Annotated in this window: 15 protein-coding genes; 7 read left to right on the top strand and 8 right to left on the bottom strand. The window is 68.5% G+C overall.

All coding sequences use genetic code 11. The features are described 5' to 3' along the window. Position 1: 1 nt before the first annotated feature. The 3 genes from pdeM to MMB17_RS01210 all read right to left on the bottom strand — a co-directional run bounded on the left by pdeM (position 2) and on the right by MMB17_RS01210 (position 4,336). Positions 2-715: a ligase-associated DNA damage response endonuclease PdeM gene (pdeM, locus tag MMB17_RS01220; protein WP_241102305.1), complete on the bottom strand. Its 714-nt coding sequence runs from the start codon at positions 713-715 to the stop codon at positions 2-4. Positions 716-756: 41 nt separating this feature from the next. Then, positions 757-3,261 carry a ligase-associated DNA damage response DEXH box helicase gene (locus MMB17_RS01215; RefSeq protein WP_241100782.1) on the bottom strand — a complete coding sequence of 835 codons (2,505 nt, stop codon included), beginning with the start codon at positions 3,259-3,261 and terminating at the stop codon, positions 757-759. Between the two features lie 124 nt (positions 3,262-3,385). Then, positions 3,386-4,336: an alpha/beta hydrolase gene (locus MMB17_RS01210; protein ID WP_241100781.1), complete on the bottom strand. Its 951-nt coding sequence runs from the start codon at positions 4,334-4,336 to the stop codon at positions 3,386-3,388. 266 nt (positions 4,337-4,602) lie between these two features. Here MMB17_RS01210 and MMB17_RS01205 point away from each other — a divergent pair, with 266 nt between their 5' ends. After that, on the top strand, positions 4,603-4,953 hold the full coding sequence (locus MMB17_RS01205) for a DUF6460 domain-containing protein (protein ID WP_238309693.1): 351 nt from the start codon (positions 4,603-4,605) through the stop codon (positions 4,951-4,953). A 77-nt stretch (positions 4,954-5,030) separates the two neighbouring features. On the opposite strand, the gene MMB17_RS01200 is transcribed toward MMB17_RS01205, so the two are convergent. Together MMB17_RS01200 and otnI are read right to left on the bottom strand one after the other, a co-directional pair. Beyond that, entirely contained in the window at positions 5,031-5,198 is a 168-nt protein-coding gene (locus MMB17_RS01200; RefSeq protein WP_238309694.1) for a hypothetical protein, read from the bottom strand. 346 nt (positions 5,199-5,544) lie between these two features. Then, complete coding sequence (gene otnI / locus MMB17_RS01195) at positions 5,545-6,327, bottom strand: 2-oxo-tetronate isomerase (RefSeq protein ID WP_238309695.1); 783 nt, start codon at positions 6,325-6,327, stop codon at positions 5,545-5,547. A 554-nt stretch (positions 6,328-6,881) separates the two neighbouring features. Here otnI and MMB17_RS01190 point away from each other — a divergent pair. From MMB17_RS01190 to MMB17_RS01175, 4 genes are all read left to right on the top strand, one after another. Continuing rightward, complete coding sequence (locus tag MMB17_RS01190) at positions 6,882-7,298, top strand: PilZ domain-containing protein (RefSeq protein WP_238309696.1); 417 nt, start codon at positions 6,882-6,884, stop codon at positions 7,296-7,298. A 474-nt stretch (positions 7,299-7,772) separates the two neighbouring features. Then, the gene (locus tag MMB17_RS01185) at positions 7,773-8,231 is read left to right on the top strand and encodes a phage regulatory CII family protein (protein ID WP_238309697.1); all 459 of its coding nucleotides are present in this window, start codon (positions 7,773-7,775) and stop codon (positions 8,229-8,231) included. A gap of 353 nt (positions 8,232-8,584) precedes the next feature. After that, entirely contained in the window at positions 8,585-10,315 is a 1,731-nt protein-coding gene (gene ilvD / locus MMB17_RS01180; protein WP_241100780.1) for a dihydroxy-acid dehydratase, read from the top strand. Then, complete coding sequence (locus MMB17_RS01175) at positions 10,302-11,198, top strand: tetratricopeptide repeat protein (RefSeq protein WP_241100779.1); 897 nt, start codon at positions 10,302-10,304, stop codon at positions 11,196-11,198. Before ilvD ends, MMB17_RS01175 begins: the two co-directional genes overlap by 14 nt. Positions 11,199-11,237: 39 nt before the next feature. Here MMB17_RS01175 and MMB17_RS01170 read toward each other — a convergent pair whose 3' ends face one another. Beyond that, entirely contained in the window at positions 11,238-11,423 is a 186-nt protein-coding gene (locus tag MMB17_RS01170) for a hypothetical protein (RefSeq protein ID WP_238309700.1), read from the bottom strand. A 189-nt stretch (positions 11,424-11,612) separates the two neighbouring features. On the opposite strand from MMB17_RS01170, the gene MMB17_RS01165 reads away from it, so the two are divergent. After that, a complete protein-coding gene (locus tag MMB17_RS01165) occupies positions 11,613-13,406 on the top strand; it encodes an outer membrane beta-barrel protein (RefSeq protein WP_241100778.1) in 1,794 nt (597 codons plus the stop codon). Positions 13,407-13,466: 60 nt separating this feature from the next. On the opposite strand, the gene MMB17_RS01160 is transcribed toward MMB17_RS01165, so the two are convergent. Further along, the gene (locus MMB17_RS01160) at positions 13,467-13,901 is read right to left on the bottom strand and encodes a GlcG/HbpS family heme-binding protein (RefSeq protein WP_238309702.1); all 435 of its coding nucleotides are present in this window, start codon (positions 13,899-13,901) and stop codon (positions 13,467-13,469) included. 228 nt (positions 13,902-14,129) lie between these two features. Here MMB17_RS01160 and MMB17_RS01155 point away from each other — a divergent pair, with 228 nt between their 5' ends. Then, the gene (locus MMB17_RS01155; protein WP_241100777.1) at positions 14,130-15,815 is read left to right on the top strand and encodes a methyl-accepting chemotaxis protein; all 1,686 of its coding nucleotides are present in this window, start codon (positions 14,130-14,132) and stop codon (positions 15,813-15,815) included. Between the two features lie 143 nt (positions 15,816-15,958). Here MMB17_RS01155 and MMB17_RS01150 read toward each other — a convergent pair whose 3' ends face one another. Next, complete coding sequence (locus MMB17_RS01150) at positions 15,959-16,933, bottom strand: HpcH/HpaI aldolase/citrate lyase family protein (protein ID WP_238309704.1); 975 nt, start codon at positions 16,931-16,933, stop codon at positions 15,959-15,961. Positions 16,934-17,003: the final 70 nt, after the last annotated feature.

Genomic DNA, 17,003 nt, shown 5'->3' with positions numbered 1-17,003 from the left:
CTCAATCCCGGCCGAGCATGGCCCGGCCGATCGCGAAGACGCGGCCATCGCCGAGGAGATGGGCGGTGAAGCCCTTCGGGAAGAGCGGCTCGAAGGCGGCCCCGCGGACATTCAGGCCGCCGGCATAGGCGCCGAAGGCCGGCATCACGAGGCGATGGCCGTCCTCGACGAAGCAGCGGCGGCGCACGCTGCGCCCGCGCATCGAGACCTTGCCGCAGGGATGCAGATGGCCTGCGACCTCGCCCGCCTCCGCCCCGACGAGCGGCTCGTGGCGCAGGGTCAGGCCGCCGAGGGCGAGCGTATCGGCGAAGCGCCCGCCGATGCCGTCGCTCACCCCCGCATCGTGGTTGCCGGCGATCCAGAGCCAGTCGCGCCCGTCCTGGAGGGCCGCGATCATGGCGCGGTCGCCCGTCTCCAGGCGCTCCGGGCCGCCGGCATCGTGGAAGGAATCCCCGAGCGCCACGACGAGGGCCGGATCGAAGCGCTGGATCACCTCGTGCAGGCAGGCCAACGTCTCGCGGGTATCGTAGGGCGGCAGGAACTGGCCGGAGCGGGCGGCGAAGGCGGAGCCCTTTTCCAGGTGCAGGTCCGACACCACGAGCGCCCGGTGCGCCTCCAGCCAGAGGGCGCCGGTGCGGTCGAGGGTCAGGGTCTCCCCGGCGAGCGACAGGCCCGGGGTCTTCGTCAGTCGTTCAAGTCTCTGGCCGAGCGCCAAGATCGCATCCTCTTCGTTCGTGTCCGGATGCGAATCCCCGCTCACGCCAGAGCCTCTTCGAGAAGCTCGGCTTCGGCCTCGGCCAGGATCGCGTCGGCGCCCTCGCCATAGACCTTCTCCCGCCCGATCTCGAGCATGACGGAGACGGAGAGCGGCGAGACGCGATCCAGCGCCCGGTAGGTGATTCGCCCCTGGATGCGCCTCAGCATCATGCCAAGGCGCCTCACGTCGAGGAGTCCGGTTGCCGCATCCTGCCGCGCGGCCTGCAGGAGCAGGTGGTCGGGCTGGTGCTTGCGCAGCACGTCGTAGATCAGGTCGGTGGAGATCGTGACCTGGCGGCCGGTCTTCTTCTGGCCGGGGAAGCGCCGCTCGATCAGCCCGGCGATGACGGCGCATTGGCGGAAGGTCCGCTTCATCATCGCGGATTCGTCGAGCCAGGCTTCGAGATCGTCGCCGAGCATGTCCTCGGCGAAGAGCGCATCAAGGAAGCCGGGCTCGATGGCGATGCGCTCGGCCACGTCCCGGTTGAGCCAGATCGCGATCCCGTAATCGTTGGCGGCGAAGCCCAGGGGCTGCAGGCGGGCGCGCTCCAGGCGGCGGGTCAGGAGCATGCCGAGCGTCTGGTGGGCGAGGCGGCCCTCGAAGGGGAAGGCGGTGAGGTAGCGCAGCTTGCCCCGGGGAAAGCTTTCGACCAGCAGGTCCTGGGCGCCGGGCAGCACCGAGCGCTTGCGCTGCTGTACGAGGTAATCGGTGATCTGCCTGGGCAGCTTGTCCCACTCGAACGGGTCGGCGATCAGCGCCCGCACCCGCGCGGCGAGGAAGGTCGAGAGCGGGAATTTGGCGCCGGCATAGGACGGGATCGCCGGGTCGGTGCCGGGGCCGGCCCGCGTGACGAGGCATTCGTCCTCGGACAATCCCTCGAAGCGCAGCACCTCGCCGGCGAACAGGAAGGTGTCGCCCGCCGTCAGGGTCTCGGCGAAACCCTCCTCGATCTCGCCGAGGATGCGGCCGCCCCGGGGGATCAGCGTGCCCGGCTTGCCGCGCAGCGCCCGGGTAAGGCGCACCTTCACCGAGGTCGCCTCGATGATCGTGCCGATATTCATCCGGTATTGCTGGGCGGTGCGGGCGTCGCGCACCCGGTAGCGGCCATCGGCGCCTTTCACGATCTTGGCGAAGCGCTCATAGGCCCGGAGCGCGTAGCCGCCGGTGGCGACGTAATCGACCACCGCCTCGAAATGCTCCCAGGGAAGGTCCGCATAGGGCGCGGCGGAGACGATCTCGTCGTAGAGCTCCATCGGGTCAAAGGCATCGGCGCAGGCCATGCCGAGGATATGCTGGGCGAGAACATCCAAGGCGCCGATGCGGGCATCGGGCGTGTCCTGCGCGGCGGTCTCGACCAGGTCGAGGGCGGCCTGGCATTCCAGCATCTCGAAGCGGTTGCCGGGCACGAGATACGCCTTGGAGGGCTCGTCCATTCGGTGATTGGCCCGGCCGATCCGCTGCATGATCCGGCTCGCGCCCTTGGGCGCGCCCACGTTGATCACGAGATCGACGTCGCCCCAGTCGATGCCGAGATCGAGGGTCGCGGTGCAGACGATGGCGCGCAACTGGCCCGCGGCCATGGCCGTCTCGACCCGCCTGCGCTGGCCCACGTCGAGGGAGCCGTGATGCAGGGCGATGGGCAGGGTGTCGTCGTTGAGCCGCCACAGCTCCTGGAAGGTGTACTCCGCCTGGAGCCGCGTGTTGACGAAGACGAGCACGGTGCGGTGCTGGCGGATCAGGTCGTAGATCGCCGGCATGGATTGCCAGGCGGTGTGCCCGGACAGGGGCAGGGTCAGGCCGGTCTCGAGCAGGCGCAGGTCCGGCGCGGCGCCGCCCTGGACGACCACGAGCTCGGCCTTGCGCTCCTCGCCGGGCACCTGCCCGACGAGATATTTCCGCAACTCGTCCGGCTCGCGCACGGTGGCGGAGAGGCCGATCGCGCGCGCCTCAGGAGCCAAGCGGCGCAGGCGGGCGAGGTCGAGGGAGAGCAGGTCGCCGCGCTTCGAGGTGACGAGGGCGTGCAACTCGTCGAGCACGATATGCTTCAGGTTTGCGAACAGCTCCGAAGCCTCGCGATGGGCGACGAGCAGGGCGAGCTGTTCCGGCGTGGTCAGCAGGATGTCCGGCGGCCGGCTGACCTGGCGGGTGCGCTTGTGGGCCGGGGTGTCGCCGGTGCGGGTCTCGACCCGGATCGGCAGGCCCATCTCGGCGATGGGCATTTCGAGGTTGCGGGCGATGTCGACCGCCAGCGCCTTCAGGGGCGAGACGTAGAGGGTATGGAGCCGCGCCCGGTCGCGCTCCGGCCCGGTCGCGTGCCGGCCGGCGAGGTCGACGAGGCTCGGCAGGAAGCCGGCCAGCGTCTTGCCGGCGCCGGTCGGGGCGACCAGCAGGGCGGAGCGGCCCCCTTCGACCGTGGCGAGCAGGTCGAGCTGGTGAGGCCGCGGGCGCCAGCCGCGGCCGGCGAACCAGCGCTCGAACACGGGCGGAAGCGGGGAGGGGGCCAAGCGGATCCGGGCGGCGGGCGGGGCGGAAGCCGGCGGGAGTTCCGGCTCCGAAGACGCCTTTATCGCCATCGGCCGCGGGGAGGGAAAGCGGTCGGGCGCTCGTGTCGCAGGCCGCTGCCCGTGCTCAGGAGAGGGCGAGCAGGAAGCGGTCGATCAGCTCCAGGGCCTGTTCGGAGAGCTTGCTCGGATAGCGGATGAAGACGTGGCAGCCGCCGGGATAGATCGCGGTGTGGCCGCCATTGCCCGCCGCCGCCCAGCGGGCGGACATGTAGAGCGTGTCGTCGAGGAGCGGATCGGCGGTGCCGACGGTGAACAGGGCCGGGGGCAGGCCCTTCAGGTCGGCATAGATCGGCGACACGTCCGGCAGGCGCCGGTCGACGTCCCCGGCGCAGAAGCCCTCGGCGAAGGTCTGCAGGTCGCGGGTGTTGATGACGAGGCGCTCCTCGCCCCAGTTGCGCACGCTCGGCGTCAGACCGAGGTCGTAGAAGCCGGCATTCAGGTTGGCGCCCCGGAAGGCATGGGGCAGCCCGTGATGGTCGCGCAGGCGCAGGAGCGTCATCACCGCGAGATGCGCCCCCACGGATTCGCCGCCGATGGTGAGCGCCCGCACGCCGAGCTCGGCCTTGCCCGGCCCGGCGAGCCAGAGGGCGGCGGCCTCGCAATCCTCCAAAGCGGCCGGATAGGGATGCTCGGGGGCGAGACGGTATTCCACCGAGAGGCAGACGAAGCCGCAGGAATCGGCGATGCGCTCCAGCCAGGGATCCTGCTCGTCGGCCGAGCCCCAGACCCAGCCGCCGCGATGGATGTGCAGATAGGCGCCGCGGACCTTGCCCTTGGGCCGGATGACCCGCAGCGGCAGCGGCCCGGCGGGGCCGTCGATGGTCAGGATCTCGGCCCGGGCGCTGCGGGGCATGGCGGGCGAGGCCTTGGTGCCGCGGCGGCGGCGCTCGCGCACCTCCGCGATCGGCAGCGACCAGGGATCGCCCTGCTCGGCATGGGCGGCCACGATCTCGGCATTGAGCGCCTTGGTCTCGGGATCGATCGTCGCCGGGTCGAAGAGGGCGTGGTCGATCATGGCCTTTCCCGATTTCCCAGAAGATCCGCGCGGGGCGAGGAGATACGATGGGCAATGTGAGCCCGTTCCCGGGCGATGCCATCGCTCGGGCCCGCGGGACACCGCCCAACGCATGAAAGAGGAAGGGGTTTCCCCGATCTGTGTCCCATCGGCCACGGATCGACCGGGCCGGACACGCCGCTTGCGCGCGCCTCAAGGACGCCTCACCTCTCGCTCAGGGTCGTCGGCACGACCTTGGACGGCGTCAGGAGCGAGGCAGTGACGGCATGATCGGCGACCACGATTCGCGGCAGCGCGGCGCGCCCCTTCCGGGCGGGCCTTATGTCGGGGACCCGCGCTCTCACCGCGCCCCGTCCTCGGCGCTGCGCCGGTTCCTCGGTGGCTCGCCTGCTTCGGTGCTGGTGAAGCTCGTCTTCCTGTCGGTGCTGGTCGGCGCGGTGATGGCGATGCTCGGCCTCACCCCGGGCCTGCTGTTCTGGCACGCCTACGACGCCACCCGCGCCCTGATCGAGCTCGGGCTCGACACCTTCCACGATTTCGGCCGCTGGATCCTGGCCGGCGCGGCGGTGGTGGTGCCGCTCTGGCTGATCTCGCGCTTCTTCGCCATGGGGCGGTAAGGAAGGCTCCGATGCGAGAACGGCGCGAATCCCGCCGGATCCGCGCCGTTCTCGAAATCAGGCGAGGCCGTGCCCGTTCAGGCGCGGGCCGGCAGCGCCGTCTCGGCGAGGCGCTTGCCGCGGGCGATGCTGGCCTCGTAGCGCTCCGCCTGCAGCCGGGTGAGGCCGCTGACCAGCGCGAGGGGGCCGCGATAGACCGTGTAGGTACCGTCCTGCGTCGGTTTCACGCGAATGAGCTCTGACATGGATCCGCTCCCTGCCCCAGAGTTGTCGTTGACGCGTCACGAATGAGGCGATGTTAATCGGACGTTCATACCTCGCAAGAGGGGGGTGCGCGTCAAACGTCGCTGCAATGCGGCGAGAATGGGGGAGGCTTGGCCGGTCATCCGCCTCCCGGCAAAGGCGCCGGATCCGCCTGCGACGGAAAATCCGCAGATTGTTCAAGCATGGTCCTTGCTGCGGGAAACTACGCAGCCCACCGGAGCTAGCTCGAAGGGGCTGCCTCAAGGGTGTGTGCGATGCAGTGGATGGAGCCGTGAAAAACTTCGGCCGCCCGCAAACGGCGCTTCCCGCGGGAGGAGCGGCCTCGAATCAGGGGGTGCGCCGGCGATAGGGTGCGAACCAGCCGAGGCCTTCCTCGGTTCGCCCGGCGGGAACGTATTCGCAGCCGATGAAGCCGGAATAGCCGAGGCGGTCGATTTCCGCGAACAGGAAGCCTTCGGCGAGTTCGCCGGAGCCGGGCTCGTGCCGCTCCGGAGCCGAGGCGACCTGGATGTGACCGATCAGCGGCATGTACCGGCGCAGACGCTCCGTCACGTCCCCGTGCAGGATCTGGCAGTGGAACAGGTCGAACTGCAGCCGCAGGTTCGGGAGGGCGAGCTCCTCGATCAGGGCGGCCGCGGCATCCACGTCGCTCAGGAAATAGCCCGGCATGCTGCGCCGGTTGATCGGCTCGATCATCAGGTCGAGGCCCTCGGGCGCGAGGAAGCGGGCGGCTTCGCGCAAGGCGTCCCGGTAGGCCCCCAGGGCCTCCGGATCCGCCGGATCGGCCAGACCCGCCATCAGGTGGAGACGCCGGGCCCCGGTGGCGCGGGCATAGGCGAGCCCGGTGCGCAGGCTCTCGCGGAAGGCGGCGCGGCGGCCGGGCAGAGCGGCGAGGCCGCGCTCCCCGGCTTCCCAATCCCCCGGCGGCAGGTTGAACAGGGCGAGCGTCAGACTGTTCTCGGCGAGCCGCGCGGCGATGGCCTCCGGCGGGTGCGCGTAGGGAAACAGGAACTCCACCGCCTCGAAGCCGGCGCGCGCGGCTGCGGCGAAACGGTCGAGGAACGGCACCTCCTGAAACATCAGCGTCAGGTTGGCGGCGAAGCGTGGCACGGGGGCTCCTCACGGTCGCGGGAACGGGCCCGCTTGCCTCGCAGGGCTCATACGCGTTCCGCGGAAGCGCGTCCCCTGCCGCGCGGCTGTTCCGGATCGAGACGAGGCGCGGTCATGGGACCGACGATGGGCCGGAGATGCACCGAAGGTCGTGCGTCCGTGTTCCGGCTCATGGCGATTGACAGATGTGATATGATGCGGCGGGTGTTTGCCTTCCGATCAGTGAATTGCATAATAGTGCCAAATCCGGCGGCCGGAATGATGAAAAATTTTATCGGAAAAATCTTAGAAGTTCTTTGGTGATTTGCAGAAAAATGCGTAATGCATGCTTCCTGCCGGAAGATGTCCCCATCATTTCAAATTTAAGATTGAAATCGTACGTTCAAATTGTGTCGCCTGACGAGATTTTCTGGCTGGATCTGGAATGAAAATTCTCCTCCGCCCTCCGTGGAGGATTGTGTTGTGTTTCGAAAAAATGTTTTCGCAATTCAACCGAATCGAAAGGCTTCCAGGGCAGAGTGCGCGACGTCGCGATGGAACCGAGCGCCTTGGGTGTGAAGGACGATAACAGCCAGCTGCTGCTCGACGGCGCCCCGCAAGCCGGGGCCGCCGCCAATGGGCATGTTCAGCGCCGCGAATCGCGTTCTCCGACGAACTGGATCGGCATGATCCGTCTCCTCGACGGCAGCGAGATCCCCTGCACCGTCAAGGATGTCTCCCCCTCCGGGGCCTGCCTCGGCGTGCCCGCTTCCGTGAGCCTGCCCGAGACCTTCATGCTGAAGGTGGTCGGCCGGGATTTCGTCTGCCTCGTCCGCCTCGCCTGGAGGCGGTCCAACCTAGCCGGTGTGCGGATCGAACGGATCGGCAAGCTCGCGTCGAAGACCGCGGCCTCCTCCGCGCAGGTCGAGGTCGCTGCGGACGACTACAAGTCCGTCGGTACGCGGCACCGAAGCTTCTCCTCTTCCTACTGAGATCCCGCGGGAGCGCGCCGGCTCTTCCGGCGGCGATCGACGGACACGGCCTTCGCCGCGCGGCGGGAGGCTCCGCAGCCGCATGCCCGGGTTTCGGGCCGAGCCGCCGCGTTCCGATGCGTCGCGGGCCGCCCGTCGCGGCCTGTGCAAATGCGTGCGTAGAACGCTGAAAGCAATCGCGGATCTGTTTGCGAACCCGTACTGTCGATCCCGGGGTGGGTTTTCGTTTCCGCCAGCGGGCGGAAGGACGAAGGGTGCGGGGATGCTCACACGTTCATGGACATGATCGAGTGCGGAAAATCTCCGCGCTTCGTCTCAATTGAAGCAATCAATTCTCGTCATAAACGATAAGGCCATGGCGCGAATGACAATCGAGACCGTGTCATATTCCTGGCGTTTTTCAATTGTGCCGCGATCCCGCACAAATCTTCCTCCGGGGATCATTCGCCGGGGTGCCGGTGGATCGTTCGCCCGATGAGCAGCCGCGGCGAAGAATTCGCGCAGCTCGCGCACCGCATCCTGGTCACGGAGGGGATCTACTCGCTTCACGACACCGCCCGCCGTCTGGGCTGGGACTACCACGTGCTCCATGCCCGGGTGAGCAACCGCGTGGTGTTCAGCGCCGACGAGATCTGCCGCCTGATCAGCGTGGTGCCCGATCCGCGGCTCGTCAGCTGTCTCCTGCGCGGCACCCGCTTCGTCGCCGCCGAGCGGGTCGAGCCGGATCCGGTCACCCAGGCGAGCCGGGAGGCGATCTACCGGGCCTCCCACCGGATGATCATCGAGGCGGCCGACGTGATCGAGGCCATCGACGACGCCCTGCAGGACGGCCATATCGACCATCGCGAGGCGATCACCGTCCGCCGGGAGATCGAGTCGGCGGAACGGGCGCTCGCTTCCCTCGGCGAGCACATCCGGCAGATCACGCCCTGACGGGCGCAGGCGCCGACCTCCCCGGAGGCCGGATGAATCCTTGTCAGATCAACGACCGCACCGCACCATGCGAGATCGGCGCGAGACCTTTTCCCATGCCCCTGCGGCAGAGTCGTCGCGGGCCGTAAGCTAAGCTGTGGCGGGGTCGCAACACCGCGAAACCTTCCCGACTTTGCCTTGAGCTGTGCCCGTCCACGCCGCGATCCCGCCATAAACCGGGACCACCTCGATACACGCGGCAAAGAGCAGTCTTCCCAACGCTTTACGACTTGGATCCGAAGCGTTCCAGCCTGCCGGGTCGGAACAGCGAGGACCCTCGTGCGCCTCAAGCGGACGGGTCGGGTGAGAGTCAGATGGACGCGCGTTTGAACGACAAGTCGAAACTGCCGAGCCGTCACGTCACGGAGGGGTCCGACCGGGCGCCGCACCGCTCCTACCTCTATGCCATGGGGCTGACCCGCGAGCAGATCCACCAGCCGCTGGTCGGCGTGGCCTCCTGCTGGAACGAGGCCGCCCCCTGCAACATCTCGCTGATGCGCCAGGCCCAGGCGGTGAAGAAGGGCGTGGCCGCCGCCCACGGCACGCCGCGCGAGTTCTGCACCATCACCGTTACCGACGGCATCGCCATGGGCCATGCCGGCATGCGCGCGTCGCTGCCCTCCCGCGAGGTCATCGCCGATTCCGTCGAGCTGACCATGCGCGGCCATGCCTACGATGCCCTGGTGGGGCTCGCCGGCTGCGATAAGTCGCTGCCCGGCATGATGATGGCGATGGTGCGGCTCAACGTGCCCTCGATCTTCATCTATGGCGGCTCGATCCTGCCCGGCTCCTTCCGCGGCAAGCCCGTGACCGTGCAGGACCTGTTCGAGGCCGTCGGCAAGGTCGCGGTCGGCGACATGAGCCTCGAGGATCTCGACGAGCTGGAGCAGGTCGCCTGCCCCTCGGCCGGCGCCTGTGGCGCGCAGTTCACCGCCAACACCATGGCGACCGTCTCCGAGGCGATCGGCCTGGCTCTGCCCTATTCGGCCGGCGCCCCGGCGCCCTACGAGATCCGCGACAAGTTCTGCGCCGCAGCCGGCGAGAAGGTGATGGAGCTCATCGCCAAGAACATCCGCCCCCGCGACATCGTCACCCGCAAGGCCCTGGAGAACGCGGCGGCGACGGTGGCGGCCTCGGGCGGCTCGACCAATGCCGCCCTGCACCTGCCGGCCATCGCCCATGAATGCGGCATCGAGTTCACGCTGTTCGACGTGGCCGAGATTTTTCGGCGCACGCCCTACATCGCCGACCTGAAGCCGGGCGGGCGCTACGTCGCCAAGGACATGTTCGAGGTCGGCGGCATCCCGCTGCTGATGAAGACGCTGCTCGACAACGGCTTCCTGCACGGCGACTGCCTCACCGTGACCGGCCGCACCATCGCCGAGAACCTCGAGAAGGTGGCCTGGAACCCGGATCAGGACGTGGTGCGCCCCGCCAACGCGCCGATCACCCCGACCGGGGGCGTCGTCGGCCTCAAGGGCAATCTCGCTCCCGAAGGTGCCATCGTGAAGGTCGCCGGCATGCCGGCCGAGAAACAGGTCTTCACCGGTCCGGCCCGCGTCTTCGACGGGGAGGAGGCCTGCTTCGAGGCGGTGCAGAAGCGCACCTACAAGGAAGGCGAGGTTCTGGTCATCCGCTACGAGGGTCCGAAGGGTGGCCCCGGCATGCGCGAGATGCTTTCGACCACCGCCGCCCTGTACGGGCAGGGCATGGGCGACAAGGTGGCGCTGATCACCGATGGGCGCTTCTCCGGCGCGACCCGCGGCTTCTGCGTCGGCCATGTCGGGCCGGAGGCGGCGGTCGGCGGTCCGATCGGCCTGCTCCGCGACGGCGACGTGATCACCCTCGACGCGATCAAGGGCAGCCTCGACGTGGCCCTTTCCGATGCGGAACTCGCTAAGCGCCGCGCCGAATGGACGCCGCGGAGCAACACCGCGACCTCCGGCTATCTCTGGAAATACGCGCAGACCGTGGGACCCGCGGTCAACGGTGCGGTCACTCATCCGGGCAGCGCCCAGGAGACGCAGACCTATGCGGACATCTAGGACTGACTCTTGCCGGCTTCGGCCGGCCGGGGCCGATCCCGGTCGTCCCCGCCTCGCTGCGGCCCTGCTCGCCGCGCTGCTGGCGCTCCCCGCCGGCCTGACCCTGCTGACGCCCGAACCGGCGCCCGCTCTCGACGCATCGGCGCGTACCCCGGTGCCGGAGAAAGGCTACCGCTCGGCCAAGGACGCCCTGCGCACGGGCGTGCGGGAATACAATGCCGGCGACAAGGAAGGCGCCGTGCGCGCCCTCGAATACGCCGCCGGCCAGGGCCACACCCTGGCCCTGTGGAAGCTCGGCCGCATGTATGCGGACGGCGACGGCGTTCCCCACGACGACCTGAAGGCCTTCGAGTACTTCTCGCGCATCGCCGACGACAACACCGACGACCCGCCGGAGGCGGCGAACTCGGCGGTGGTGGCGAGCGCCTTCACGGCGCTGGGCTCCTACTTCCTCGACGGGATCAAGGGCACCTATGTGCGTTCGAACCCCGAGCGGGCCTACGACATGTTCAACTACGCGGCCTCGTATTTCGGGGATCCCAACGCGCAGTACAGCCTCGGCCGGCTCTATCTCGACGGCACCGGCGTCGAGCAGGATGCCCGGCAGGCGGCGCGCTGGTTCAACCTCGCGGCGGAGAAGGGCAACCGCCCGGCCCAGGCGCTCCTCGGTGACCTTCTCGTCAATGGAGTCGGCGTGGCGCGCCAGCCGGTGAAGGGCCTCACCTGGCTCACCGTGGCGCGGGCCGGCGTGCAGGGCGCCAAGGACAGCTGGATCGTCGACCTCTACGACAAGGCTTGGTCCAGCGCGAGCGAGGCGGACAGGGCCGAAGCGCTGGCCCAGGCCCAGACGCTGCCCACGGGCTCGACCCGGCGCCGGCGGTGAGAACAAGCCCCTCCCCGGATCGGGGAGGGGTTTCGTCTTTCAGGAGGCCCGCGCGACGGCGGGCTTCGCCTTAAGCGCGGCGGCCAGCGCCTTGAGCTGGCGGTCGAGATCCGCGAGCTCGTTGAGGGCGATGGTCTTGTGGCCAGCCTTCACCGCGCGCTCGATATCGCTGACCTGCGAGGAGGCCATGCGCTTCAGCTCCGCGGCGAGTTGATCCCTGGTCATCGGCGCTCCTTTCTGAACCGGGATGGCGTGAGGCCCGTGATAGGCCCTCATGCTTAACCGGGGGTTTTCCCGGCCCTGCCGCGCCGGTGCGGGATCGTTCGCTCTCCGTCGAGCGCCCTTCCACCGGCACCGCTTTTGACGTGGAGCCGCGCGGTGCCATGAGGTGCGTCCGCGCCTGCAAAAGGGCGCGTGTTGCATCCGGGACATAGGCCGGAGGCACCACTCAGAAGTAACATATGTAAATCTTTCTGGGGGGCTTCCGTGCGCGTTTCTCTTGCCGCAGTCACGCTTGTCGGTCTCATGGGGAGTGCGTTTGCGGCCGATCTGCCGCCGCCGAGCTCCGCGGCGCCCTACAGCTTCGCCGGGGTCTATAGCGGCCTTTTCGCCGGCTACGGCTCCCTGGACAATGCGGCGCGTCCGATGTGTTCGAAGCCTGCCGATCCCGAGGCCCCGAACTGCTTGATCCTCCCGGCCCATAAGCTCCGTGTCGAGGATTTCACCGCCGGCAGCGAGATCGGCTACAATTTCCCGCTCACGCCAGGGAACGGCGTCGTGATCGGCGCGGCGGCGGATTACCAGTTCACGCGGCTACGCGGGTACGGCACGTTGCAGGGCTATTTTACGATACCCGAGACAGGTGAGACGAGGACCGTCATCCACCATGCTGGGCAGCGTCTCGACTTCCTGGGAACCCTGCGCGGCAAGATCGGCTACGCCTTCGACCGGTTCTTCGTCTACGGCACCGGCGGCCTCGCCTATGGCAATGTTCGGATCGACACGAACACGGCGTTCCCGCTGACGCCGTCCTTCTCGGTGGATTTCGAAGGCCGCAAGGGTGAGCTCCGGACCGGCTACGTCGCCGGTGGCGGCATCGAATACGCCTTCAGCCAGCGTCTGTCGGCCAAGGTCGAGGGCCTCTACTACGATCTCGGCGCGCGCAGCCTGCCCGCTGACCAGATCTTCGGCCAAAGTCCGTATCGCTACGGCGCGAGGGTCGAAACCAGTGGCTATCTCGCCCGTGCCGGCCTGAACTACCGCTTCGGCGACGGCCTGCCGCTCCTCGACCTCGTCCGCGCGGTCTCGGATCCCGCGCCCTCTGTCCCGATGTCCCCGGCGACATGGACGTTCGAGGCCGGCCTGCGCTATTTCTACAGTTCAGGCCTGTTTCGCGACACGCTCGGCGCTCCCGGCAACGGCGCGCAGACCAATTCCCGGCTGACTTACCAGCGTCTCGGGGCGCATTCGAGCGAGAGTTTCGCCCGTCTCGACCACACGCCGACCGGGCTGTTCCTCAAGGGCTTCCTCGGCGCGGGATTCATCGATTCGGGAAGCCTCATCGACGAGGACTACCCGCCGGGTACCGTCCCTTATTCGAAAACGGTGAGCGGCATCCGCAATGGCGATATCGGTTACGCGGTGGTCGATGCCGGCCTCAACTTGCTCCGCGGAGAAAGTTACAAGCTCGGCGGCTATCTCGGCTACCAATACTTCGCGCAGCTAGCGAACGGCTTCGGTTGCAACCAGGTCGCCAGCGGCGAATTCTGCGCCGAGGACAGGGGCATTCCCGATTCCGTCAGCGGGCTGAGCGTGGACGCGCATTGGAACGCGTTCCGGGTCGGCCTGATCGGGGAGATGCGCCTCGACCGTGTCAAGTTCGTCCTCGAAGGCGCCTATCTCCCGGTCGCCGAGATAGAGGCCTACGATCGGCATTGGCAGCGATCCGACATCAACCCCATGGCGATGGTCGGCTCGGGGGACGGCTACTTCCTGCAGGGCGTGATCAGCTACGATCTGACCCCGTCGGTCGCGGTCGGTATCGGCGCCCGCTACTGGAAGATGCAGGCCGACCGCGGCCACTCGCAGTTCCCGTTCCCCAACACGCCACCGAGCCCGATGCGCTTCGAGACGGATCGCTACGGCGGCTTCGCCCAGATCTCCTACACGCTCTCCGATCTCGGCTTCGGCGATCTCGCTGCGCGCTAGGTTCAGGGAGGGGGGCTGCCCCGGTCGAGCCGGGGCAGCCTTGAAGGAAGGAGAGGGCGCTCAGGTGCGCCAGGGATGCTCGGGCAGCTCCGTGCGGCCGATGGCGCTGGCGCCGGCCTCGGCGACGGCGTGGTCGTTCTCCACCGTGGAGCCGCTGACGCCGATGGCGCCGGACATCTCGCCGTCCTCGTCGACGATCGGGATGCCGCCCGGGAAGGTGATGAGCCCGTCATTCGAGTGCTCGATCCCGTAGAGGGAGCCGCCCGGCTGCGAGAGCTGGCCGATCTGACCCGTCTTCATGCCGAAGAACACCGCGGTCTTGGCCTTCTTCTGGGCGATGTCGATGGAGCCGACCCAGGCCCCGTCCATCCGGTAGAACGCTTTCAGGTTGCCGCCCGAATCCACGATGGCGATGCACATCTGCGTGCCGAGTTCGGCCGCCTTCTCCCGGGCCGCGCGGATGGCGGTCTCGGCGTGCTCGATGGTCACATGCATGATGCTGGCTCCTTGGACCTGGCCCGGTTGAGGCCGAACCCTTGAAATGGTTCTCGGCTGGGTTTCAGCAACGCTTGGCTGTCACGCGCTTGTGCCTGATCACACGAAGGTTCTCCTGGGCGGTGCACGGCAACAGGCAAGGGCAAGTCGCGGAATTTTTGGAAAGTTAACGTCCATATCGGAGGTCAGATCGGCCAACGCCTCGCGCAAGCCTTTCGGAAGATCTGGATGCCCCGCACCTTCTCCGTCGGATTCAAACTCGGCCTCTGCTTCGCCCTGCTGTTCCTGCTCGTCGCTGTCCAGGGCGGCACGTCGCTCCACGGCCTCGACACCCTCAACGCGGCCGCGCGCGACCTGCGCGACACGCGCCTCCCGGCGACCCAGACCCTCGGCAAGATCCAGGTCCTGGTGCTGCGCCAGCGTGTCAACGGGGGCCGGCTCATCACTGCGGACACCCCGGCCCTGCGCCATGAGGTGGCGGGTGTGATCGAGAAGCGTGCCCGCGAGATGGCCGCGCTGCAGGAGGCCTTCCTCGCGCAGCCGCACACGGAGGAGGCCGCGCGCCTCTACGAGGCCTTCGAGGGCCAGTGGCGGCGCTACACCGCCCTCCAGGCGGAAGCGATCGCCCGGGCCGAGGCGGGTGACCTCGTCGGCGCCCAGCACCTCTACAACACCACCATGTCGACCGGGATCAGCGCCGTGCTCGCCGAGCTTCAGAAGCTGATCGACCTCAACGATCAGATGGCCAAGGCGAGCGGCGAGCATGCGGCGAGCGCGTACGACACCGCGCATCTCGCGACGCTGGCCATGGTCGGCCTCGCCATGCTGGTGGCGGCCGGTGCGGCTCTCTTCGTCAACCGCAGCGTCACCCGCCCGGTCAAGCAGATCACCGCGACCATGGACCGCCTCGCCTCCGGCGACGCGGACGTCGTCGTCCCCGCCACCGGACGTGGCGACGAGATCGGCGCCATGGCCGGGGCGGTCGGCGTGTTCAAGGACAACCTGATCCGCTCGCGGGCCCTGGAGCGGGAGACCGAGCTCGCCCGCCAGAGCGCCGAAGAGCAGCGCAAGCGCACCATGCGTGAGATGGCCGACGGCTTCGAGCGGGCGGTGGGCAGCATCGTGGCCAGCGTGACCGCCGCGGCGACGCAGATGCAGGCGACCGCCCAGAGCATGGCCGGCACCGCGACGGAGACGGCCTCGCAATCGACCGTGGTCGCCGCGGCCGCGCAGACCGCTTCGAGCAACGTCACCACGGTCGCCGCCGCGGCCGAGCAGCTCGGCGCCTCGGTGCAGGAGATCGGCCGGCAGGTCGACGGCTCCACGGGCCTCGCCCAGGCCGCGGTCGGCGAGGCGGAGAGCACCGGCACCCTGGTCCGCGACCTCAGCCAAGCCGCCGGCCGGATCGGCGACGTGGTAGAGATGATCTCGCAGATTGCCGGCCAGACCAACCTTCTGGCGCTGAACGCCACCATCGAGGCCGCCCGCGCGGGCGAGGCCGGCCGCGGCTTCTCGGTGGTCGCGGCGGAGGTGAAGGAGCTCGCCAGCCAGACCGCGGCGGCGACCAAGGAGATCGCCAGCCAGATCGCGCAGATCCAGGGTTCGACCGATCAGGCGGTCTCGGCCATCGCGGCGATCTCGGGACGCATCCGCGAGCTCAGCCACGCGGCGGGCTCGATCGCCGCCGCCGTGGAGGAGCAGGGCGTGGCGACGCAGGAGATCGTGCGCAACGTCGCCGAGGCCGCGGCCGGCACGGCGGAGGTGACGGGCAATGTCGGCGGGCTGGCCAGCGCCGCCGAGGAGACCGGCGCCGCCGCCGCCCAGGTGCTCAGCGCCGCTTCCGAGCTGTCGCAGCAATCGGAGCATCTCAGCGCCGAGGTGGGCCGCTTCCTGGCGACGGTGCGGGCGGCGTAGGGCAGCCCCGCAGGGACGGAACGCGCGGGCCCGAAACGAAACGGCCGCCCCGGATCGCTCCGGGGCGGCCGCTTGTCGTCTACGATCGCGTCAGCCGATCGCGGATCTTTCGATCGCTTGGCCTGCGATCACTTGGCTCTCGATTACTTGGCGCTCATCGCGTCGGCCTTCTGGATCAGGGCCTCGGCCATGCGGATCGAGGCGATGTCGATCAGGCGGCCGTCCAGCGAGACGGCGCCGCGGCCGGCCTTGGCGGCCTCTTCCATGGCCTCGAGGATGCGGCGGGCCTTCTTCACCTCGGCTTCGGAGGGGGTGAAGACCTCGTTGGCGAGCTCGATCTGCGAGGGGTGGATCGCCCACTTGCCCTCGAAGCCGAGGGCGGCGCAGCGCTTGGCCGCCGAGCGGTAGCCGTCCGGATCCGAGAAGTCGCCGAAGGGGCCGTCGATCGGGCGCAGGCCATAGGCGCGGCAGGCCACCAGCATCCGGTTCTGGGCGAACAGCCACGGGTCCTGCCAGTGGGTCTGGCGGTTGCCGGCCTCGTCCTTGTCGGTGAGCACCGAGAAGTCGGGGTTCACGCCGCCGATCACGGTGGAGCGGGCGCGGGTGGAGGCGGCGTAGTCGGCCACGCCGAAGGACATCGCCTCGAGGCGCTTGGAGGACTGGGCGATCGCCTCGACATTGGCCATGCCCAGGGCGGTCTCGATCAGCACCTCGAAGCCGATCTTCTTCTCGCGCTTCTTGGCCTGCTCGATCTGGGTGACGAGCACGTCGATCGCGTAGACGTCCTGCGGCACGCCGACCTTGGGGATGAGGATCATGTCGAGGCGCGGGCAGGCCTCAACGATGTCGACCACGTCGCGGTACATGTAGTGGGTGTCGAGACCGTTGATGCGGATCATCATGGTCTTGTTGCCCCAATCCAGGTCGTTGAGCGCCTGGATGATGTTCGTGCGGGCCTTCTCCTTGTCGTCGGGGGCGACGGCGTCCTCGAGGTCGAGGAAGATCACGTCGGCCGCGGATGAGGCCGACTTCTCCATGAAGGTCGGGTTGGAGCCCGGGACCGCCAGCTCGGACCGGTGCAGGCGCGGCTCGGCCTGCTGGATCAGGGTGAAGCTCATGTGTTCTTTCCTCCTCTAAACCGTGAAGGCGGCTGCCGGGCCGTTCGGCCCGAATGGCGCCCACTGTCTC

It is taken from the genome of Methylobacterium organophilum (assembly GCF_022533465.1).
GTDB lineage: Bacteria > Pseudomonadota > Alphaproteobacteria > Rhizobiales > Beijerinckiaceae > Methylobacterium > Methylobacterium organophilum.
The sequence above is the reverse complement of the archived record's forward strand: the minus strand, read 5'-3'. Positions and strand labels throughout refer to the sequence as shown.

Excerpts from the sequence above, each read along its gene's own strand:
- MMB17_RS01210 (WP_241100781.1), bottom strand. The coding sequence starts at position 4,336 with ATGATCGACCACGCCCTCTTCGACCCGGCGACGATCGATCCCGAGACC.
- MMB17_RS01205 (WP_238309693.1), top strand. The coding sequence starts at position 4,603 with ATGATCGGCGACCACGATTCGCGGCAGCGCGGCGCGCCCCTTCCGGGC.
- MMB17_RS01200 (WP_238309694.1), bottom strand. The coding sequence starts at position 5,198 with ATGTCAGAGCTCATTCGCGTGAAACCGACGCAGGACGGTACCTACACG.
- MMB17_RS01185 (WP_238309697.1), top strand. The coding sequence starts at position 7,773 with ATGAGCAGCCGCGGCGAAGAATTCGCGCAGCTCGCGCACCGCATCCTG.
- ilvD (WP_241100780.1), top strand. The coding sequence starts at position 8,585 with ATGGACGCGCGTTTGAACGACAAGTCGAAACTGCCGAGCCGTCACGTC.
- MMB17_RS01175 (WP_241100779.1), top strand. The coding sequence starts at position 10,302 with ATGCGGACATCTAGGACTGACTCTTGCCGGCTTCGGCCGGCCGGGGCC.
- MMB17_RS01170 (WP_238309700.1), bottom strand. The coding sequence starts at position 11,423 with ATGACCAGGGATCAACTCGCCGCGGAGCTGAAGCGCATGGCCTCCTCG.
- MMB17_RS01160 (WP_238309702.1), bottom strand. The coding sequence starts at position 13,901 with ATGCATGTGACCATCGAGCACGCCGAGACCGCCATCCGCGCGGCCCGG.
- MMB17_RS01155 (WP_241100777.1), top strand. The coding sequence starts at position 14,130 with ATGCCCCGCACCTTCTCCGTCGGATTCAAACTCGGCCTCTGCTTCGCC.
- MMB17_RS01150 (WP_238309704.1), bottom strand. The coding sequence starts at position 16,933 with ATGAGCTTCACCCTGATCCAGCAGGCCGAGCCGCGCCTGCACCGGTCC.